Raw genomic sequence first — 19,631 nt, forward strand, 5'->3', positions numbered from 1 at the left:
GCTAATCGGGCCGCACCGCACGCAACGCCTGCGCGTTGTGCTCATCCATGGCCCCGAACCGCTTTTCGGCGTAGTTCGCCTTCTCCGCGACCCCCTCGAGGACCTCGCGGTGTTTGCCGAGCACCGTGCTGTGGTGCTCGTGGGCCGCGCTGAGGGTCTGGTGCAGTCCGTCGGCGTCCGGGAAATCCCCGAACATCCCGGCCGTCGGCGACGCGCCCGCCAGGTGCTCGGCACCGGCCTGGGCGTGCTCACCGGCGGCACCGGAATCGGCGGCGCCGTAACGCAACTTGCCCCGGTCGACGAACATGCTCACCCCTCACCTCGGTGGCGATCAACGCTACCACCGCGGTGAGCAGCGTCAATTCACCTCACTGGGCGGCGTACTCCGGGTGCTTGGCCACGTAGGCCTCCACGAACGAGCAGCTCGGCACGATCCGCTTGCCCGCGGCCTGAGTGTCGGCCAGCGCGAAGGCGATCAGCTTGCTGGCCAGACCCTGACCGCCGAACGCCTTGTCGATCTCGGTGTGGTGGAAATCGCGCTGGTCGCCGCTGTCGTGGTAGGCGGCCAGCCCGGCTCGCACCCCGTCGACGCTGATCTCGTAGCGGTGCTGCTCGGGGACATCGGTGATTGTGGGCTCGCTCATGATTCTCCTTCGGTCAGCCACGCTCCGCGGCTCATCACCCGCAGTAGCTGCAGGTCGGCGTCCATCACCACCAGGTTAGCCGCGGATCCGGCGGCCAAAACCCCGGCGCCGTCGAGGCCCAGCGCCCGGGCCGGGGTGGTGGCACTCATGCGCACCGCCGCGGCCAGCGCCGCGTCGTCGCCGCCGAGCAAGCCCACCGCCGTCGTGAACAGCCGGTCCATGGTGGCGGTGCTGCCGGCGATCGTGGCGCTGCCGCGCAGTCGGGCCACCCCGCCGGTGACGTCGACTCCGAGCCCGCCCAGGGTGAATGCACCGTCGCCGACTCCGGCGGCGGCCATCGCATCGGTGACCAGGGCGACCCGGTCGGGGCCGACAGCCGCCACGACATGCCGGATCACGCTCGCGTGCAGGTGCACGCCGTCGGCGATCAGCTCGGTGGTCACCCGAGGATCGCCCAGCAGCGCCGGCACCGGTCCCGGCTCGCGATGATGCAACGAGCGCATCGCGTTGAACAGGTGGGTTCCGACGGTCGCTCCGGCGTCGATCGCGGCCAGCGTCTGCTCGTAGGAGGCGTCGGTATGACCCAGCGCCACAACGACTCCCGCGTCCACCAAGCGACGGATCGCAGCCGGCACGCCGGGCAGCTCGGGTGCCACGGTGACCATCGCGATCGCACCGTCGCCGGCGGCCAGCAGCGCATCGATCTCGCGGGCGTCGGGGTCGCGCAGCCACGCGGGATCGTGTGCACCGCAATGCAGCCCGCTCAGCCACGGCCCCTCCAGATGGATGCCGTCCACCACACCGTGCCGGGTCGCGTCGGCCAGGGCGCGCACCTGGGTCAGCAGCACCTCGGGGGCGGCGGTCACCAGGCTGGCCAGCCTGCCGGTGGTGCCGTGCGCAACGTGCAGAGCAGCGACACGGTCGGGGGCCTCGGGGTAGGAGACGCCGTCGCCGCCGTGGCAGTGCATGTCGACAAAGCCCGGCACCACAACGCAATCGGCGAAATCGTCGTCGGCAGGAGCCGGTGGCGCCCCGGACCCGCAGTCGCTGATCCGCCCGTCGTCGACCCTGAGCCAGCCGGGCCGGCAGACCCGGCCCTCGAGCACGACGGCGCCGGCGCTGATCACCGACATGCCGATGTGCCGATCTGCGGGGCGGTCGCCTCGTCCGTCTCGTCGCTGGGCCAGCGCCCGCCGTTCTCCCAGAAGTGCCGGATGTCTTCGAGTTGGCGGCCTTTGGTCTCCGGCGCGTAGCGGTACACGAAGGCCAGGCTGAGCAGTGCCAGCACCCCGAACACCGCGAACGTTGCGGCGCCGCCCAGCGAGGTGAGCATGGTCAGGAACACCCCGGCGACGATCGCGTTGGCCACCAGATCCGACGTCAGCATCGCCGAGGATCCCATCGAGCGCAGCCGGGCCGGCAGGCTCTCCCCGGCGTACACCCACACCAGCGACCCGAAGCCGAAGGTGTAGCCCACGGTGAACAGCAGCACCCCGCCGAACTTGACCGCCGCCAGCGCGTCCCCGAATTTCGGGCCGACGGCGAAGACGGCGATCAGCAGCGCATTGGCGGCGACCATCGCGGTGATCCCGGACAGCAGGATGGGGCGGCGGCCCACCCGATCGATCAACGCCAGCGAGACCAACATCGCCGCCAGCGCGGCGACCTGCACCAGCGCCGGCAGCACCAGCAGCGCGAAATCGCCTTCAAAGCCCATCTTTTCGAACAGTCGGGGACTGTAGTAGACGATCGCGTTGATCCCGGTGATCTGGACGAAAAAGCCCAATGTGACCACGAACAGCGTCGCCCGCAGATACGGCGGCCGCAGCATCTCGCGCAGCACCCCGACCCCGCCCTGCTGTTCCTCCCGTAGCGTCCGGCTGATCTCGGCGAGCTCCCGTTGCGCGTCGGTGTTGGGTTCGATCCGCTGCAGTGCGCGGTGCGCCTCCTCGACCCGGCCCTTGAGCAGATACCAGCGGGCGGTGTCGGGAATGCGGGCCAGCAGCAGCGTCACCAGCACGGCGGGCACCGCGGCCAGCCCCAGCATCGCGCGCCAGCTGCCGGTGCCGGCCAACAGGTAGGCGCACAGGTAGCCGGCGATGATCCCGATCACGGTCGCCACCCCGTAGGTGACCAGCAGCGCACCGCGGGCATCGGCCGGCGCCGACTCGGCCACGAACACCGGCACCACCACCACCGAGACTCCGATGGTGATGCCGAGCAGCAGCCGGGCCACGGTCAGCATCGGCACCGACGTCGACGCCGCCCCCAGCAGCGCGAAGACCGCATAGGTGATGGCCACCGCGACCATCGAGTTCTTGCGCCCGATGGTGTTCGCCAGCCAGCCGCCCGCCGCGGCACCGGCGATCTCGCCGATCACCGTGGCGGTGGCCACCATCTCCTGTTGGGCGGCGGTCAGCCCGAAGTCGGCCTCGATGAACAGCAGTGCGCCGGCGATATTGGACAGGTCATAGCCGTAGATGACACCGACGCTGGCAGCGGCCACGCCGACCAGCAGTGCCAGTGGCGAGGATCGGCGCAGTTCCCCGATTCGGCCCATCTAGCTCACCGTAGGGGATGGGCCGGGCTACCCCGCGACGAACACCCGCTGCGCGCGGATCACCATGTCGAGGCCCCGCCGGGCCGGCGATTCACTGCCCGGGCACCCATGATGAGCGCGAACACGATGATCGTGCCGAAGATGCCCACCCCGACCCGTACCGGCACCGTGTCGTCGGCCGGCGCCAAGGCCATGGCCTGGGGATCGGAGCCGCCGGCGGGGGCACGAGGTGCCACCAGCGCCGGGTCGGGCTCGATCAGGGTCCCGACCCGAGTGCCCGACGGAGTGGCGAAGCCGTAGTCGAGCAGGTGCGCGGCCTGCTGCCACGGGGGGATCGGCTGCCGGGTGCCGCGCAGCAGCACGGTCACCAGCCGCCGGCCGTCGCGGGTGGCCGCGCCGACGAACGTCTGCCCGGCGTCGTCGGTGTAGCCGGTCTTGCCGCCCAGGGCGCCCGGGTAGTTATAGAGCAGCTGGTTGTCGTTCTCCAGGGTGTAGCCGGGCACATCGCCGTAGCCGGGGAAGTCGAACGTGCGGGTGGCAACGATGGTGGCGAACATCGGGTTGCTCCAGGCGTAGCGGTAGAACAGCGCGATGTCGTAGGCCGAGGTGCTCATGCCGGGTCCGTCCAGTCCGGACGGGGTGGCGGCGCGGGTGTCGCGGCCACCCAGCTTGGCGGCCAGGGTGTTGATCTTGTCCAGTGCCGCGTCCATGCCGCCCAGTTGAGTGGCCAGGGCGTGGGCGGCGTCGTTGCCCGAGCCCATCAGCAGCCCGTGCAGCAACTGGTTGACGGTGAAGTCGCCGCCGGGGCCGACGCCGACCCGGGTGCCTTCTGCGTTGGCGTCCTCCTGGGTGCCGGGGACGACCCTGTTCAGGTCCAGCTCATTCAGCGACGCCATCGCGGTCAGCACCTTGATCACACTGGCCGGCCGGTGCCGGCCGTGCGGGTCGCGTGCGGCGATCACCGCGCCGCTGTCCAGGTCGGCCACCAGCCAGGCCTCGGCGGAGACGTCGGCGGGCACCGGAGGGGTGTCGGGTGCGGCGACGATTCCGCAGCCGGCCAGCGCTTCCCCGCCGACCGGGGTCGCCGGCACCGGCAGCGGCAGCGGCGGGTCACCGGCCAGCGGCACCTCCGAGGCGTCCACCGCGGGCGGGGTACTGACCTGGTAGGGGCAGTTGACGGATCCCACGTTGAGACCCGGGGTGGGGTCGGCGGCCGCCAGGGGTGTGGCGGTGGCGAGGAAACCCACCGTCACCAGGACTGATATCGAGCGCGCAAAAGACATCGTGTGTGCAGGTTAGGCGAACGGCGCGGCGAATCCGGGGAGCCACGCTGTGACGGGTGGTGCGCAAGTTACAGTAGGAGGCTACAGCCGGAAATAAGCCAGGCCGGACCCGCCGATGCGGCCCAGCCACAGCCGGCCGCCGGCCTCGACCACCCCGGTCACCAGGCCGAACGGCGCATCGATGCTGCGGAACTGGGCCAGCACCCGTCCGTCGTCGGCGTCGAAACCGACCACCCACAGCACCGGCTTCGGATCGGGCAGCCAGCGATACGGCAGCAGGCGCCACAGCAGGGTGCGCAGCATCGGAGCTCGCGGGCTGAGCCAGTCGGCCAGCGCGTTGGGTTCGGAGAACATCGCCACCCAGATCCGGCCGTCAGAACCGGTGGAGATGTTGTCGGGATGGCCGGGCAGTTCGCTGACCAGTGCGGTGATCGAACCGCGGCGCGGCCCGCTCAGCCAGTACTTGGACAACCGGCGCCCGGTGCTCTCGGCGAACACCACCGCCGATTCGTCGGCGGTCAGGGTGACGCCGTTGGCGAAGTGCAGCCCGGAGGCCAGCACCGACGTCGTGCCGTCGGGGCGGCGTTGCATCAGCGATCCGCTCGCCCGGGCCTCGATCACCGATGCCTTGTAGTGCTCGTAGCGGAACCGGTCGGTGGACTCGGTGAAGTAGATGGTGCCGTCGGCCGCTTCGACCGCATTCGAGCAGAACGTCAGCGGCCGCCCCGCGACATGGCTGACCAGGGTCTCCAGCAGCCCGTTGGCCGGGTCATAGCGCAGCAGCCCGCGGTGGCTGTCGCAGATCAGCAGCCGGCGGTCGCGGGTGAAGGCCAGACCCAGCGGGCGCCCGCCGGTATCGGTCACCACCCGAGGCGCGGCGCCGTCGGGACCGACGGCGATGATGCGCCCGTCCTCGACGCCGGTCCAGACGGTGCCGTCGGCGTCGACGACGACGTCTTCGGGGGCTGTGCCGGGAATCTCGACGACGGTCAGCTTCGGAGTCGGGTCGGGCGGGGGCAGTGGCCGCGACGGCGGGGGCCGCCAGCGGACCGGCGAGATACGCGGTTTGCGGCTCATGCCGACGACACTAGGGCCGTGTCCGCCAAAGGGTTCGGCAAACGCACCCGACGGACATAGTGTCGGAACCTGGGGCTGGTCCGGGGAGGGCTGATCATGCGTGCTGATAAGAGCCATGCGCTGCTGTGGCACGGCGTCTTCCTGTTCCTGCTGGGTTTGCTCACCGGATTGGCCACCGGGGCGATGAGCAACCCCCGGATGGGCGTGTCCGCGCACGTGGAAGCCGTGTTGAACGGGATGTTCCTCGTAGTGCTCGGTCTGCTGTGGCACCGGCTGCGGCTCCCGGCGGGCTGGCTGACCGCGCTGTTCTGGTTGGCGCTCTACGGTGCGTACGTGAATTGGGCCAGTACCCTGGCGGCGGCGATTTTCGGCACCGGCCGGACTACTCCGATCGCCGGCGCCGGCCACCACGGCGCCGCGTGGCAGGAGAATCTCGTCGACGCCGGTCTGTACAGCTTGAGCGTGGCGATGCTGGCGGTCAGCGTCATCGTGCTGTTCGGACTGCGGCCCGGCGCCGACCGGCCGGACGAGGAATCCCCGCGCCACGGCGAGCACCCGCGGTGACATCCGGCTTACGCTGGTGCAATGACTGCGGCGGTCGAGGACTTCGAGGCGTTGCGGCCGCATCTGCTGGCGGTGGCCTACCGGCTCACCGGCATGTTCGCCGACGCCGAAGACATCGTGCAGGACGCCTGGCTGCGCTTCGCTGCCGCCGAGCGCGACCAGATCGCCGACCCACGGGCCTGGTTGACGACGGTGGTGAGCCGGCTCGGTCTGGACCGGCTGCGCTCGGCGCCGCGGCGCCGCGAATCCTATGTGGGCGAATGGCTTCCGGAGCCGGTGGTGACCGGCGCAGACGAATCCGATCCACTGGCGGCGGTGGTGGCCGGTGAAGACGCCCGGTTCGCCGCGATGGTGGTGCTGGAGCGGCTGAACCCGGATCAGCGGGTGGCGTTCGTGCTGCACGACGGCTTCGCGGTGCCGTTCGCCGAGGTGGCCGAGGTGTTGCACACCAGCGAGGCCGCTGCCCGGCAGCTGGCGTCGCGGGCCCGGCGCGCCGTTGCCACCGATCCGCCGCCGCAACCCGATCCGCGGCACGCCGAGGCGGTCGGGTCGCTGATGGCCGCGATGGCCGCCGGGGACCTGGACGCGGTGGTGGCGCTGCTGCACCCGGACGTGACGTTCACCGGTGACTCCAACCGCCGGGCGCCGACCGCTGTCCGGGTTATTGAGGGCCCGGAGAAGGTGGCGCGGTTCCTGCTGGGCCTGGCGCGGCGCTACGGGCCGACCCTGGTGACGGCGAACCAGCTGGCGTTGGTCAACGGCGAGCTCGGCGCCTACACGGCCGGCGCGCCGGGCGCCGACGGATTCGCCGAGCTGCTGCCGCGTGTCACCGCGATGACGGTGCGCGACGGCCTGGTCTATGCCGTCTGGGACATCGCCAACCCGGACAAGTTCACTGGTTCTCCGCTGCGCGGTTCCGCGAGCCTGTAGTTAGCGAGATGTGCACTCGCACTTCTGCACGCTAACTACAGTCTCGGGGCGTCACTGGGCCCACGGCACCCGGCAGGCGTCCCCGGAGCTGAAGCCCTGCTCGGTGATGCCCAGCGCGCTGTACATCCGGGCCCGCATGTTCTCGACGCCGATCTGATACGTCAGCTCGATGACGCCGTCGTCGCCGAACCTGTGCCGCAGATCGGCGACCTGCTCGTCGGTGACCGAGTGCGGGTCGGTGGTGACGGCGTCGGCGTAGGCGATGGCGGCCCGTTCGTCGTCGGTGAAGCGCGGGGAGCTCGCGTAGTCGTCGATCTCCTTGAGCCGCTCGACGTCCAGGCCCTCCAGCCGGCTCAGCATGGCGCCGAAGTCCACGCACCACGAGCAGCCGATGGTGCGGGCGGTCCAGAACACCGCCAGGTCGCGCACCCCGGCCGGCAGCTTGCGTGACGCGGACTGCAGCAGGCCTTCGTGCACGGCGTTGGCGACCAGGAGGCGTGGGTGATGGGCGGCGACGGTGAACGGCTCGGGAACCTCGCCGAAGCGGCGCTTGGCGTAGCGGTACATCGCCCGGGTCAGCAGGTTCGTCTTCTTGGGGGGCAGCGGTGGGATACGTGGTTGAGTAGTCATACCCCTTAGACGAGGCGGCCCGGCAGAACGTGACAGTGTCTTTTGCCGCGAGCGTGCGTGTTAGTCCAGCGACACACCGCCTTAGGCCGTACAACTGTGCACGCTCACGGCCGAGCGAGCCGGGCGTCGGCGTGCCTCACATCAGAAACGGCACCAGCGCGTTGCGGTCGGTGGGGTAGTCGGCGAACTTCTCCCGGTACCAGCGGTGGGTCTGCAGCGCCCGGGGAATCAGGTTGCCGGCGGTGATCAACAGGATGACCACGCCGGGCAGTGCCCAGGTCAGCACGGCGAAACCGGTCCAGGCGATCAGTTCGCCCAGGTAGGCCGGGCTGGTGACGAACCGGAAGCCGCCGCCGAATGGAATCCGGTACTCGGCGGCACCGGGGTCGTTCTTGTCGCGCAGGTTCCGCACGATCGACTCGGAGCTGACCAGCAGCGCGAACCCGCACAGGTAGATCACCAGGCCCACCACGAAGCGCGGGTCGGTCAACCAGGCGCGGCCGTACCGCCCCAGGTAGTCATGGCTGAACAGCGCACCGTTGAGGTAGCCGTGCATCGTCGTGACGAGCATGCCCATCACCACCACGGAGATGTTGAACGTGCTGCGCTTGCCGGGGACCTGGCGGATCGCCAGCGGGAAGAACCAGCCCCGGTTGGCGTAGTGCAAAGCCCAGATACCGGCCAGCACAAGGGAAGTCGGCTCGAACCGGTGCGGTCCGGCCAGGTAGGCGATCACGAACACCACCGTCGCGGGGATCTCCATCAGCCACCAGCCGAACTTCGGGTTCAGGTTGAACCCGAGTTTGGCCGAGGAGAACCGCCCGTAGGAGCTCTGGCCGAAGAAGCCGCCGATGATCACGAACGCGGCGAAGCCGAACGCGAAGGTCAGGACGGTGTCGTAGCTGGAGTTTCCGGTGTACCAGTGCACGGACGTTGTTGTACCACGCCGACCGGCTTCCCTAGCGCCGACGGGATGGCCCCGACGGCCGCGGGCCCAAGGACCAGGGAAATCCCTGTATCGCTGTGGGTCTTCCGGAAATTAGCCTCCTGAATTGACGATGTTCGTTCCGTCTCCGAGGGGAATTTGATGACTCGACAGCGCGGCGGCAGGCGCAATGGCAGGTTGAGGGCGGCACTGGGTCGCCGGGCGGCGGGCGCGGGGTCGGTCGCGGGGGCGTTCCTGGCTTTCGGGTTGTCTCCGCTGGCGGGCGGCGCCTGCGGCCCAGGCCGATGAATTCGACTGGTTGACAGACCTGTTCGAGCCGCGGTCCCGGCGGTACCGCGCCCTCCCCGGCCGGCGACGGTGGCGATGGCGGTGACGGCGGGGACGGCGGTGACCGCGGAGTCGGCGGTAACGGCACACCCGGCACCGCGGGAACACCCGGCCAGGACGCGCCCTGAGCCTGGCTCAGGGCCGGCTACGGGTGGGAATCAGCGGGCGAACATCAAGGCCCGCTTGACCTCCTGGATCGCCTTGGTGATCTCGATGCCGCGCGGGCAGGCGTCGGTGCAGTTGAACGTGGTGCGGCAGCGCCACACCCCGTCGACCTCGTTGAGGATGTCCAACCGCTCCGCGGCGCCCTCGTCGCGCGAGTCGAAGATGAACCGGTGGGCGTTCACGATCGCCGCCGGCCCGAAATACGACCCCTCGCTCCAGTACACCGGGCAACTGGTCGTGCAGATGCCGCACAGGATGCACTTGGTGGTGTCGTCGTAGCGGTGCCGGTCGTGCTGGCTCTGGATCCACTCCCGGGTGGGCGGATTGCCGCTGGTGATCAGGTACGGCTTGATCGCCCGGTAGGCGTCCATGAACGGTTCCATGTTGACCACGAGGTCTTTTTCCACCGGCAGCCCACGCATCGGCTCGATGGTCAGCGTCAGCTCCTTGCCCGGCTTTTTGGGCAGGATGTCGCGCATCAGCAGCTTGCAGGCCAGCTTGTTGTTGCCGTTGACCCGCACGCCGTCCGAGCCGCACACCCCGTGCGCGCAGGACCGGCGGAAGGTCAGCGTGCCGTCCAGGTAGCTCTTGACGTAGATCAGCAGGTTCAGCAACCGGTCGGTGGGCAGCGCCGGAACCCGGAAGCTCTGCCAGCCGTCGGTGGCGGCGTACTGGTCGGGGTTCTCCGGGTTGTACCGGGCGATCTTGAGCGTGACCATCTGCGCGCCCTCGGGGACCGGGGGCAGCGGCGGGTCACCGGCCGGCGGGCCGTCGACCAGCGCCACCGGTGTGGTGCTCGCCGGACCCGACGAGCAGCATCCGCCCTCGGACGAGCAGCAGGCTGAACCAGTTTCGGACATCAGTACTTCCGTTCCTTCGGTTCGTAGCGGGTCTGCACCACCGGCTTGTAGTCCAACCGGATGTCGGCGATCAGGTCGGTGCCTTCCTTGTAGGCCATGGTGTGGCGCATGTAGTTGACGTCGTCGCGGTTGGGGTAATCCTCGCGGGCATGCCCACCGCGGGATTCCTGGCGGTTCAGGGCGCCCACCACGGTGACCTCGGCCAGCTCCAGCAGGAAGCCCAGCTCGATCGCCTCCAACAGATCGGAGTTGAAGCGTTTACCCTTGTCGTGCACGGTGATTCGGGCGTACCGCTCCTTGAGGGCGTGGATGTCGCTCAGCGCCTGCTTGAGCGTCTTCTCGGTGCGGAACACCGCGGCGTTGTTGTCCATCGACTGCTGCAGGGCGCCGCGGATGTCGGCGACGCGCTCGTTGCCGTGCTCGGACAGGATGTCGGATACCCAGTTGACCACCATGTCGGCCGGGTTCTCCGGCATCTCGGTGAAGTCGTGGGAGTTGGCGTACTCCGCCGCGGCGATACCGGCGCGGCGGCCGAACACGTTGATGTCCAGCAGCGAGTTGGTGCCCAGCCGGTTGGCGCCGTGCACCGACACGCAGGCGCACTCGCCGGCGGCGTAGAGCCCCGGCACAGTGGCGGTGTTGTCGCGCAGCACCTGCCCGGTCACCGTGGTCGGGATACCGCCCATCACGTAGTGGCAGGTCGGGTAGACCGGCACCAGCTCGGTGACCGGGTCCACGCCCAGGTAGGTGCGGGCGAACTCGGTGATGTCGGGCAGCTTCTCCTCGAGCACGTCCTCGCCGAGGTGGCGCACATCGATGTAGACGTAGTCCTTGTTGGGCCCGGCGCCGCGGCCTTCGAGCACCTCGAGCACCATCGAGCGGGCCACGATGTCGCGGGGGGCCAGGTCGACGATCGTCGGGGCGTAGCGCTCCATGAAACGCTCGCCGTCGGCGTTGAGCAGCCGGCCGCCCTCGCCGCGCACCGCCTCCGAGATCAGGATGCCCAGCCCGGCCAGCCCCGTCGGGTGGAACTGGTGAAACTCCATGTCCTCCAGCGGCAGTCCCTTGCGGAAGACGACGCCCATGCCGTCACCGGTCAGGGTGTGGGCGTTGGAGGTGGTCTTGTACATCCGGCCCGACCCGCCGGTGGCCAGCACGATCGCTTTGGCGTGGAAGACGTGGATGGCGCCGGTGGCCAGCTCGTAGGCCACCACCCCGGTCGCCACCGGACCCGACGGGGTCTCGGTGAGCACCAGGTCCAGCACGTAGAACTCGTTGAAGAACTCCACGCCGTGCTTGACGCAGTTCTGGTACAGCGTCTGCAGGATCATGTGGCCGGTGCGGTCGGCGGCGTAGCACGAGCGGCGCACCGGGGCCTTGCCGTGGTCGCGGGTGTGCCCGCCGAACCGGCGCTGGTCGATGCGGCCCTCGGGGGTGCGGGAGAACGGCATGCCCATGTTCTCCAGGTCCAGCACCGCGTCGATGGCCTCCTTGGCCATGATCTCCACCGCGTCCTGGTCGGCCAGGTAGTCGCCGCCCTTGACGGTGTCGAAGGCGTGCCACTCCCAGTTGTCGTCCTCGACGTTGGCCAGCGCGGCGCACATGCCGCCCTGCGCAGCACCGGTGTGGCTGCGCGTGGGGTACAGCTTGGTCAGCACCGCGGTACGAGCGCGGGGCGCGGCTTCCACCGCCGCGCGCATCCCGGCGCCGCCGGCGCCGACGATCACCACGTCGTATCGATGTTCCTGAATCACCGCGATATCACCCGTTCGTAGGAGATTTGCCGTCAAGAAATGTTCGGGTCGAAGCTCAGCAGCACGTAACTGCCCAGCGCCAGCGTGAAGATCACCGAGAACGCCAGCAGGGTCATGAGCCAGAACCGGCTGCGATCACTGCGGGTGTAATCGCCGATGATCGTGCGCAGGCCGTTGGCGCCGTGCAGTTCGGCCAGCCACAGCAGGGCCAGGTCCCAGATCTGCCAGTACGGCGAGCTCCAGCGCTCCGCGACGTAGTTGAAGTCGATCCGGTACACCCCGTCCTGCCACATCAGCATGATGAAGAGGTGTCCGAGCACCAGGAAGATCAGCACCGCGCCGGAGAACCGCATGAACAGCCAGGTGTACTTCTCGAAGTTGGGCATCCCGTTGGACCGGCGCGGCGAGCGCGGGTCCCCCAGGCTGGCCGGGCGGTCGCGGTCCGGGCCGCGGACCGGGGCCAGCGCGCCGCGGCCCAATTGCAGGTCAGGTGTGCTCATAAAAATCGCTCCGCCATGTGCATGCCGATCCGGACCACCACCGGGACCATCACCACCAGCCAGATGGCGCAGACCGCCACCAGCATCTGGCGCTGCCAGCGGCAGCCCTGCCACCAGAAGTCGATCAGGATCAGCCGGACCCCGTTGAGGCCGTGGAACAGCACCGCGGCCACCAGGCCCAGTTCCATCAGGCCGACGATCGGCGTCTTGTAGGTCGCGATCACCTCGGTGTAGGCCTGCGGGCTGACCCGCACCAGTGCCGTGTCGATCACGTGGACGAACAGGAAGAAGAAGATGGTCGCACCGGTGATCCGGTGCAGGGCGAACGCCCACATCCCGGGGTCGCCCTTATACAGACTCTGCCGCCGGGGACGCCGGGAAGAAGCTTGGGTCCCTGGCGTCGCCGTATCGGCGGATGTCGCCGTCATCAGCGCCTCCAAATATCTGTAGCCACCCCGCTTGGTCGCGCTTACGGCAGCTACGCAACGCCATCGCTGTCAATAAACCTCGGCTTGGACTCTAAACCCATACACAGGGTGGAAACGACCACGTCGAAGTTACCGGCGGGTAGGAACGGTCGAAGTTAGGGTGACATTCGACAAACGGCTGCGGACGGACGGGGTGGCGCGGTGTACTCGAAACGATATGGGCGCAGCTGAGGTGTCGGACGTAATTGACTGGGACTTGTTGCGGCGCAAGGCAATTTCGGTAGCTGCGAACGCCTACGCGCCGTATTCGCGGTTGTCGGTCGGAGCGGCGGGCCTGGCCGCCGACGGTCGCCTGTTCGCCGGCTGCAATGTGGAGAATGTCTCATATGGTCTGGGCCTGTGCGCCGAGTGCGGGGTGGTCGCCGCGCTGTACGCCGCCGGGGGTGGACGGCTGGTGGCGCTGTCGTGCACCGACGCCGCCGGCAACCTGCTGATGCCGTGCGGGCGGTGTCGGCAGGTGCTGCTCGAACACGGCGGACCCGAGCTCCTCATCGACCACCCGGCCGGTGCGCGGCGGCTGTCCGACCTGCTGCCGGACGCCTTCGGGCCCGACGCATGGCGGTGAACCCCGTTTTCGACGCCCCGACGCTGATCGCCACCAAGCGCGATGGTCACCGCCTGACCGACGCGTCGATCGACTGGCTGATCGACTCCTATACCCGCGGGGTGGTCGCGCAGGAGCAGATGGCGGCGCTGCTGATGGCGATCTTCCTGCGGGGCATGGACGCCCGCGAGACCGCGCGCTGGACCACGGCGATGATCGCCTCGGGGGAGCGGCTGGACTTCGCCGACCTGCGCCGCAACGGGCGCCGGGTGCCGACCGTCGACAAACACTCCACCGGCGGTGTGGGCGACAAGATCACCCTGCCGCTGGTGGCGGTGGTCGCGGCGTGCGGTGCCGCGGTGCCGCAGGCCTCCGGGCGCGGCCTGGGTCACACCGGCGGCACCCTGGACAAGCTGGAGTCGATCGCCGGTTTCGACGCCACGCTGTCGACGGCGCGGCTGCGGGACCAGCTCGCCGAGGTCGGGGCCGCGATCTTCGCCGCCGGCGCATGCGCGCCCGCCGACGCCAAGCTCTACGCACTGCGCGATATCACCGCCACCGTGGAGTCGCTGCCGCTGATCGCCAGTTCGGTGATGAGCAAGAAACTGGCCGAAGGCGCCGCGGCGCTGGTCCTGGACGTCAAGGTCGGCTCGGGAGCCTTCATGAAGACCGTCGGGCAGGCCCGGGAGCTGGCCGGGCTGATGGTCGAGTTGGGCACGGCGCACGGGGTGCCCACCCGCGCGCTGCTCACCGACATGAACAGCCCGCTCGGGACCACTGTCGGCAACGCCCTGGAGGTCGCCGAGGCGCTGGAGGTGCTGGCCGGTGGCGGCCCCGAGGACGTGGTGGCCCTGACGGTGAGGCTGGCCGCCGAGATGCTCGCGCTGGCCGGGTTGGACACGCGCGATCCGGCGGCGACCTTGTCCGACGGCACCGCGATGGACGCCTTCGTCGCGATGGTCGGCGCCCAGGGCGGGGATCTGAGCGTTCCGCTGCCGATGGCGGCATGTTCGGAGACCATCTCCGCATCCCGGGGCGGCACAATGGGGGAAATCGACGCGATGGCGGTGGGTATGACGGCATGGCGGTTGGGAGCGGGACGTTCCCGCCCGGGTGAACGGGTGCAGGCCGGGGCCGGCGTGCGAATCCATCGCCGTCCCGGTGAACCCGTCAGCGCCGGCGAGCCGCTGTTCACGCTGTATACCGACACACCGGAGCGGTTCGGGCCGGCGCGTGCCGAGCTGGACGGCGGCTACCGCGTCCATGGCGTCCATGACGTCCATGGCACCCCGGCGGCCCCGCGGCCACTGATCATCGGAGCGACCCCATGACCACACCGCTGAGCCTGGAGATGATCCGCCAAGCGCCCAAGGCGCTGCTGCATGATCACCTGGACGGCGGCCTGCGCCCGGCCACCGTCGTCGACATCGCCGGGCGGGTCGGCTACGACGGGCTACCCACCACCGATCCCGACGAACTGGCGACCTGGTTTCGCACCCGCTCGCACAGCGGCTCACTCGAGCGCTACCTGGAGCCGTTCAGCCACACCGTGGCGGTGATGCAGACCCCCGACGCGCTGCACCGGATCGCGGCCGAATGCGTGGAGGATCTGGCCTCCGACAACGTCGTCTACGCCGAGGTGCGGTTCGCGCCCGAATTGCACATCGAGGGCGGACTGTCGTTCGACGAGGTGACCGACGCGGTGCTGGCCGGGTTCGCCGAGGGAGAGCGCCGCGCCGCGGCCGCCGGCCGGGAGATCACGGTGCGCTGCCTGGTCACCGCGATGCGGCACGCCGCGCTGTCCCGGGAGATCGCCGAGCTGGCCATCCGGTTCCGTGACAAGGGCGTGGTCGGGTTCGACATCGCCGGCGCCGAAGCCGGCCACCCGCCCAGCCGGCATCTGGACGCGTTCGAGTACATGCGAGACCATAACGCGCGCTTCACGATTCATGCCGGCGAGGCTTTCGGGCTGCCCTCCATCCACGAGGCGATCGCGTTCTGCGGCGCCGACCGGCTCGGGCACGGGGTGCGGATCACCGACGACATCACCGTCGACGATGACGGCGTGGTGCGGTTGGGCCGGCTGGCGGCGATCCTGCGGGACAAGCGGATCCCGTTGGAGTTGTGCCCGAGCTCCAATGTGCAGACCGGCGCGGTCGGCAGCATCGCCGAGCACCCGTTCGATCTGCTGGCGCGCGCCCGGTTGCGGGTCACGGTCAATACCGACAACCGGTTGATGAGCGACACCACGATGAGCAAGGAGATGCTGGTACTGGCCGACACGTTCGGCTACGGCTGGACCGATCTGCAGCGGTTCACCGTCAATGCGATGAAGTCGGCGTTCATCCCGTTCGACCAGCGAGTGGAGATCATCGAGGAAGTGATCAAACCGCGATTCGCGGTCCTGGTCGGTTGATTACGGCCCGATTCCGCATCGCAACTCCGGTGAAAACGACGAAAGCCGGACAATCGCGATTGCGATTGCCCGGCTTTCGAAGCCAGATCAGTGCTCGGTGACGGTTGCCTCCTGGTCACCGTCTTTCCAGGTGATGATGCCGTGCTCGAAGGTGGTCTGCTTGGCGCCGTCGGCGTTGGTGGTCTCGTCGCTGGTCGGGTAACCGAGCTTGCCCTGGGAGCCGCCCAGCTCGTTCCACTTGTCGCGGATCTTGCCCCACACCACGTAGGACCGGGTGGTGTGAACGATCACGCCGCCGTCGAACTGCTGGTAGATGCCGCCGTCGGGGTTCTTCTGCTCGGCGCCGGTCGGCTCGCCGAGGTCCTGCTTGGCGGTCGCGTCCAGCGAGTCCAGCTTGGCCAGGATCGGGCCGGAGACGGTGTACTCCTTGCCGTCCGCGCCGGTCATCTCGGTGGAGCTGGCGGCTTCGCTCTCCTCGGCGGGGGTGCTGACCGCGGACGAGATCACCGAGCTGGCCGAGGAGGCGATCGAGCTCGCCGAACTCAAGGCGTCGTTGGTCTTCTCTTTGGTCTCGCTGCAACCCGTGCCGATCAATGCGATCCCCAAAACTGCGGCGGATACAGCTGCGGCTCGTTGCGTTGCCTTGCGCATGTGTAGTCCTTTCGAATTGGAAGGGCCACGCAGACCACACGGCCCGGCCATAGGTTATCGGGCCAGATGTTATCGGGGATAGGACGACGCGGCAATGAAATCGGGCAAATGAATACCGCAATTATTGTTGAATTCTTGCGATACCCGCGCCCGGATAGCTGCACGACCCCGGGCCCGCGTGGGGCCTGCGGGGCAGCCGGGAACGGTGTGAGAAAGCCCTGATTCGGGCGCTACTCGCGGCGCAGCCGGGACTGCACGAACTGCTCGAGTTGTTCCCATTCCTTGACTGCCGGAGCAAACGGGCGCTGCGGTTCGCTCACCGATTCCCGGTCGAGTACATAGCTCACCAACCGGCCCAGGGCACGGTCCGGCTTGAGGGTCTCACTGACGACACCGTCCTCGGCGTAGGTGCCCACATCCTGCAGAAACTCCACGGCCAGCTCGAGTTGCTCGCGGTCCACCGCGTCGGGGCCGTCGGTCAGGTCGTCGACCATGCCGGACAGCACGTAGACGTTGTCGTCGGTGATGTCGATCGCCAGCGAGCCGTCGGTGGCGGCGGTGCGGATGTCGTCGTAGGTGCTCAGGTCCGAGAGGTCGTGATCGTGCTCGTCGGCGAGGTAGCGGGCCAGGGCGCGCTCGGAGCCGAACACGCTGATCCGGCCGTTGCGGCCGAGGAAAACCGGCTCGTCGCCGAGATAGCAGCGCAACGTGAAGAACGTCCCGTTGTCGGTGATGATCCGAATCGGGTCGATGCCCACCTTGGTCCAGAAGTTCGCGTCACCGCCGAGCACGAGCCGCTCACCGGTGGCATGCTCGCCGAGCACGGCGGCCGTCTCATCGGAGTCGGTGTCGGCGGCGTCTGCCGGGTCTTCTGAGACGGTCTCCTGGAGTTCGGCCGGGGGCTCTTCGGCCAGCTCGTCGGCCGCCTTCGACGACGCGGCACTGTCGACGTCGGGAGTGCTGATGACCTCTTCGACCGCGGCCAGGACGTTGCCCCAGCTGCGGCCGACGATCTCGGCGAGCGCATTCCACCGTTTGCGTCCGGCGCGGCCGGTGAAGTTGTCGATGCCGCCGGCCAGCGTGCCCAGGCTCGGGTTGCCGTTGAAGAACTTCGTCACCGTGGTCAGGTCGCACACCGACCCGATCGAGGAGACGATCTCCATCGCTTCGGCCACCGTCCGCACGGACTTCTTGGTCGGCTTCTCCGCCAGCAACTCCTCCACCGCGATCAGGTCGTAGTGGCGGTTGCCACCCGGGTTGAGCCGGTGCGCCGTGACCTCGACGGCCTCGACCAGCTTCGGCCACGCGGGGTGATCCACCAGGTCGTTGTCGGTGTTGGACCGCACGAAGGCCACCAAGTCGGCCGCGGTGGCGAAGGCGTACAGGTCTTCGTCCTTGCCGAGGAACGCCTCCCACTCGTCACCGGCGTCGCGCCAGCGCGGCGCCCACAGGGTGTAGCGGTCACCAGCGGTCACCGCAAGACGGATCGGTACGAGGTCAGCTGCCATGGCGCACAGAGTAGCGAGCGGCCCGCCGGCCCCCCGAACCGGGATTCGCGCCGGGATTAACACCGGCATTAGCGCCGGATTTGTGGCGCCGGCCCACGTGCAAATAAAGAAACCTGAATTTCTCGTGTTAGCAATGGTGTCGCACTCATCTTTTGGTTAGGTTCACTTCGCCGGGTGCGTACACCAACGCAGAATCCCGGGGGTCGGGGAGGACGTGATGACGACAAGGCGGTTGCACCCGCTGGGGGCGATGTTTCTGACGGTGCTGTGCGTCGTCGTGCTGGGCGTGACGTCGCTGCTCGCGCCGGTGGCCGGCCAGGGCCTGAGCCGGCTCGCCGATCAGCTCACCGCTCGGCTACGGCTGCTGGCCGACGAGGGCTGGATCATGAGCGGCACCGGGGTCCCGGACCCGACCGTTGGTTCCTACCTCAGTCAGATCCTCGCCGGCTACCTGCAGCCCTCGGCGCCGCTTTTCGACGGCCAGCCGACCTTCGACGGCTACAACTTTCAGGGCCTGACCACCCCCGAGCAGTTCTGCCCGTTCGTCTGCATCCCGGATCAGCCGCCGCTGAACTTCGGCGATTCTCTGAACGCCGGTGTCGCCGCGCTGCATCAGTCGATCCTTCCCCAGCTGCTGTCCGGCGACAACGTCACCGTGTTCGGGTACTCCCAGAGCGCCGCCATCAGCACCATCGAGATGAACGACCTGATCGCCAACGCGGGGGCGCCCGGTTATCCCACCCTGGATCAGCTGGGCAATCTTCACTTCGTGCTGATCGGCGACCCCAACAATCCGATCGGCGGCATCCTGGACCGCTTCCAGTTCCCGGACGACCAGCACCTGCCGTTCGTGAACATCCCGCTGAGCCTGGACGCCACCCCCACCGAACACATCTCGACCGACATCTACACCGGTGAATACGACGGCTGGGCCAACTTTCCGCAGGATCCGACCAACATCCTGGCCGTGATCAACGCCCTGATCGGCATTCTCACCGTGCATCCGTACTACCCGCTCTACACCGCCGAGCAGTTGGCCAGTGCGGTCAGCGTCGGAACCATCGGCGACGCCAACTTCTACATGATCCCGCAGAACCTGCCGATTCTTCAGTTCATGTTCAACGGCGGGACTGCGGGGCAGTTCTTCGGCGACTTCTTCTCGCCCTGGGCGCGGTTGTTCATCAACTGGGGCTACGGCAACGCCGGAGACCCGGACGTCAACGGGCTCTATCAGATCCCGGCCGGCGACTTCATCAACGGCAGCGCCTACCAGCAGGCATTCGGGGTGGCCGGCGGGCCGTGGGCGATGACGCCCACCGGCGAGCTCTACGACGGCTCCGGCGTGATGGGCCTGTTCATGAAGATGGACCCGCTGCAGATGCTCGCCGGCACGCAGAACGCGCTGATCCAAAGCCTGGTCGGCCCGTGGGCGGACGTGGCGGCCGCCGCCAACGGCGGCACCCTGTCGGCATCGGACATCAGCACCATCACCGGCATCACCGACTTCCTGCAGGTCATCACCGGCTACGACCTGGTCAACTCGATCGACAAGGTCGTGCTCGACGGGTGGACCAGCCTGGCCAACTCGCTGGATCTGGGCGACGTGCTGGGCCCCGATGCCGTGCTCAGCGGGGTCGGCGTTCCCGGCGACGGGCTGTTGGCGCTGATCGGGGCGGGCTTCGACATCTTCAACGTCTTCGGCGCATAGGCGGCGAGGGGCGCCGGAATCGGCGCGGGTAAACGGCGACGCGACATCGGGACGGCATCGAGTACGTCCGTGCGAA

The 19,631-nt window shown here is 68.6% G+C and carries 19 protein-coding genes and 1 pseudogene; 6 read left to right on the forward strand and 14 right to left on the reverse strand.

Translation table 11 applies throughout. From position 1 onward, the window contains the following. Position 1: 1 nt before the first annotated feature. From G6N23_RS04505 to G6N23_RS04530, 6 genes are all read right to left on the reverse strand, one after another. Entirely contained in the window at positions 2–307 is a 306-nt protein-coding gene (locus G6N23_RS04505; RefSeq protein WP_085259862.1) for a DUF2563 family protein, read from the reverse strand. A 61-nt stretch (positions 308–368) separates the two neighbouring features. Further along, the gene (locus tag G6N23_RS04510) at positions 369–644 is read right to left on the reverse strand and encodes a GNAT family N-acetyltransferase (RefSeq protein ID WP_085259863.1); all 276 of its coding nucleotides are present in this window, start codon (positions 642–644) and stop codon (positions 369–371) included. Then, complete coding sequence (gene nagA / locus G6N23_RS04515) at positions 641–1,777, reverse strand: N-acetylglucosamine-6-phosphate deacetylase (RefSeq protein WP_085259864.1); 1,137 nt, start codon at positions 1,775–1,777, stop codon at positions 641–643. The genes G6N23_RS04510 and nagA overlap by 4 nt, the downstream gene beginning before the upstream one ends. Beyond that, entirely contained in the window at positions 1,768–3,186 is a 1,419-nt protein-coding gene (locus G6N23_RS04520) for a sugar porter family MFS transporter (RefSeq protein ID WP_085259916.1), read from the reverse strand. The genes nagA and G6N23_RS04520 overlap by 10 nt, the downstream gene beginning before the upstream one ends. Before the next feature lie 77 nt (positions 3,187–3,263). Next, a complete protein-coding gene (locus G6N23_RS04525; protein WP_085259865.1) occupies positions 3,264–4,487 on the reverse strand; it encodes a D-alanyl-D-alanine carboxypeptidase family protein in 1,224 nt (407 codons plus the stop codon). A gap of 81 nt (positions 4,488–4,568) precedes the next feature. Then, positions 4,569–5,564 (reverse strand): SMP-30/gluconolactonase/LRE family protein, encoded by a 996-nt coding sequence (locus tag G6N23_RS04530; protein WP_085259866.1) that lies wholly within the window; start codon positions 5,562–5,564, stop codon positions 4,569–4,571. Positions 5,565–5,660: 96 nt separating this feature from the next. On the opposite strand from G6N23_RS04530, the gene G6N23_RS04535 reads away from it, so the two are divergent. Together G6N23_RS04535 and G6N23_RS04540 are read left to right on the forward strand one after the other, a co-directional pair. Then, on the forward strand, positions 5,661–6,128 hold the full coding sequence (locus G6N23_RS04535) for a styrene oxide isomerase (protein ID WP_085259867.1): 468 nt from the start codon (positions 5,661–5,663) through the stop codon (positions 6,126–6,128). Positions 6,129–6,149: 21 nt separating this feature from the next. Further along, the gene (locus G6N23_RS04540; RefSeq protein ID WP_085259868.1) at positions 6,150–7,058 is read left to right on the forward strand and encodes a sigma-70 family RNA polymerase sigma factor; all 909 of its coding nucleotides are present in this window, start codon (positions 6,150–6,152) and stop codon (positions 7,056–7,058) included. Positions 7,059–7,109: 51 nt separating this feature from the next. Here G6N23_RS04540 and G6N23_RS04545 read toward each other — a convergent pair. The 6 genes and pseudogenes from G6N23_RS04545 to sdhC all read right to left on the reverse strand — a co-directional run. Next, positions 7,110–7,706: pseudogene (locus G6N23_RS04545) on the reverse strand (carboxymuconolactone decarboxylase family protein); the annotation flags it as partial. Between the two features lie 118 nt (positions 7,707–7,824). Continuing rightward, on the reverse strand, positions 7,825–8,616 hold the full coding sequence (locus G6N23_RS04550; protein WP_085259870.1) for a phosphatidylethanolamine N-methyltransferase family domain-containing protein: 792 nt from the start codon (positions 8,614–8,616) through the stop codon (positions 7,825–7,827). 503 nt (positions 8,617–9,119) lie between these two features. Then, a complete protein-coding gene (locus G6N23_RS04555) occupies positions 9,120–9,911 on the reverse strand; it encodes a succinate dehydrogenase iron-sulfur subunit (RefSeq protein ID WP_085259871.1) in 792 nt (263 codons plus the stop codon). Positions 9,912–9,985: 74 nt separating this feature from the next. Next, the gene (gene sdhA / locus G6N23_RS04560) at positions 9,986–11,740 is read right to left on the reverse strand and encodes a succinate dehydrogenase flavoprotein subunit (protein ID WP_085259872.1); all 1,755 of its coding nucleotides are present in this window, start codon (positions 11,738–11,740) and stop codon (positions 9,986–9,988) included. Between the two features lie 32 nt (positions 11,741–11,772). Beyond that, a complete protein-coding gene (locus G6N23_RS04565) occupies positions 11,773–12,240 on the reverse strand; it encodes a succinate dehydrogenase hydrophobic membrane anchor subunit (protein WP_085259873.1) in 468 nt (155 codons plus the stop codon). Further along, the gene (gene sdhC, locus G6N23_RS04570) at positions 12,237–12,671 is read right to left on the reverse strand and encodes a succinate dehydrogenase, cytochrome b556 subunit (RefSeq protein WP_372508916.1); all 435 of its coding nucleotides are present in this window, start codon (positions 12,669–12,671) and stop codon (positions 12,237–12,239) included. Before sdhC ends, G6N23_RS04565 begins: the two co-directional genes overlap by 4 nt. 214 nt (positions 12,672–12,885) lie before the next feature. On the opposite strand from sdhC, the gene G6N23_RS04575 reads away from it, so the two are divergent. The 3 genes from G6N23_RS04575 to G6N23_RS04585 are packed head-to-tail and all read left to right on the forward strand — an operon-like array spanning position 12,886 to position 15,688. Continuing rightward, positions 12,886–13,293 carry a cytidine deaminase gene (locus tag G6N23_RS04575; RefSeq protein WP_085259874.1) on the forward strand — a complete coding sequence of 136 codons (408 nt, stop codon included), beginning with the start codon at positions 12,886–12,888 and terminating at the stop codon, positions 13,291–13,293. Further along, positions 13,290–14,603, forward strand: a complete 1,314-nt coding sequence (locus G6N23_RS04580; RefSeq protein WP_085259918.1) for a thymidine phosphorylase — start codon at positions 13,290–13,292, stop codon at positions 14,601–14,603. Before G6N23_RS04575 ends, G6N23_RS04580 begins: the two co-directional genes overlap by 4 nt. Then, the gene (locus tag G6N23_RS04585; protein WP_085259875.1) at positions 14,600–15,688 is read left to right on the forward strand and encodes an adenosine deaminase; all 1,089 of its coding nucleotides are present in this window, start codon (positions 14,600–14,602) and stop codon (positions 15,686–15,688) included. Before G6N23_RS04580 ends, G6N23_RS04585 begins: the two co-directional genes overlap by 4 nt. 87 nt (positions 15,689–15,775) lie before the next feature. Here G6N23_RS04585 and G6N23_RS21525 read toward each other — a convergent pair whose 3' ends face one another. Both G6N23_RS21525 and satS read right to left on the reverse strand, forming a co-directional pair. Continuing rightward, positions 15,776–16,294: an LGFP repeat-containing protein gene (locus G6N23_RS21525; protein WP_234808517.1), complete on the reverse strand. Its 519-nt coding sequence runs from the start codon at positions 16,292–16,294 to the stop codon at positions 15,776–15,778. A gap of 275 nt (positions 16,295–16,569) precedes the next feature. Beyond that, positions 16,570–17,847, reverse strand: coding sequence for a protein export chaperone SatS (gene satS, locus G6N23_RS04595; protein WP_085259876.1), 1,278 nt, complete (start codon positions 17,845–17,847; stop codon positions 16,570–16,572). Between the two features lie 217 nt (positions 17,848–18,064). Between satS and G6N23_RS04600 the strand changes: the two genes are divergently transcribed. Then, complete coding sequence (locus G6N23_RS04600) at positions 18,065–19,555, forward strand: PE-PPE domain-containing protein (protein WP_085259877.1); 1,491 nt, start codon at positions 18,065–18,067, stop codon at positions 19,553–19,555. Positions 19,556–19,631: the final 76 nt, after the last annotated feature.

It is taken from the genome of Mycolicibacter terrae, assembly GCF_010727125.1.
Taxonomy (GTDB): domain Bacteria; phylum Actinomycetota; class Actinomycetes; order Mycobacteriales; family Mycobacteriaceae; genus Mycobacterium; species Mycobacterium terrae.

Coding starts and splice junctions, on each gene's coding strand:
- G6N23_RS04530 (WP_085259866.1), bottom strand. CDS start 5,564: ATGAGCCGCAAACCGCGTATCTCGCCGGTCCGCTGGCGGCCCCCGCCG.
- G6N23_RS04505 (WP_085259862.1), bottom strand. CDS start 307: ATGTTCGTCGACCGGGGCAAGTTGCGTTACGGCGCCGCCGATTCCGGT.
- G6N23_RS04540 (WP_085259868.1), top strand. CDS start 6,150: ATGACTGCGGCGGTCGAGGACTTCGAGGCGTTGCGGCCGCATCTGCTG.
- G6N23_RS04600 (WP_085259877.1), top strand. CDS start 18,065: ATGACGACAAGGCGGTTGCACCCGCTGGGGGCGATGTTTCTGACGGTG.
- G6N23_RS04525 (WP_085259865.1), bottom strand. CDS start 4,487: ATGTCTTTTGCGCGCTCGATATCAGTCCTGGTGACGGTGGGTTTCCTC.
- G6N23_RS04575 (WP_085259874.1), top strand. CDS start 12,886: ATGGGCGCAGCTGAGGTGTCGGACGTAATTGACTGGGACTTGTTGCGG.
- nagA (WP_085259864.1), bottom strand. CDS start 1,777: ATGTCGGTGATCAGCGCCGGCGCCGTCGTGCTCGAGGGCCGGGTCTGC.
- G6N23_RS04565 (WP_085259873.1), bottom strand. CDS start 12,240: ATGAGCACACCTGACCTGCAATTGGGCCGCGGCGCGCTGGCCCCGGTC.
- G6N23_RS04510 (WP_085259863.1), bottom strand. CDS start 644: ATGAGCGAGCCCACAATCACCGATGTCCCCGAGCAGCACCGCTACGAG.
- G6N23_RS04585 (WP_085259875.1), top strand. CDS start 14,600: ATGACCACACCGCTGAGCCTGGAGATGATCCGCCAAGCGCCCAAGGCG.
- satS (WP_085259876.1), bottom strand. CDS start 17,847: ATGGCAGCTGACCTCGTACCGATCCGTCTTGCGGTGACCGCTGGTGAC.
- G6N23_RS04535 (WP_085259867.1), top strand. CDS start 5,661: ATGCGTGCTGATAAGAGCCATGCGCTGCTGTGGCACGGCGTCTTCCTG.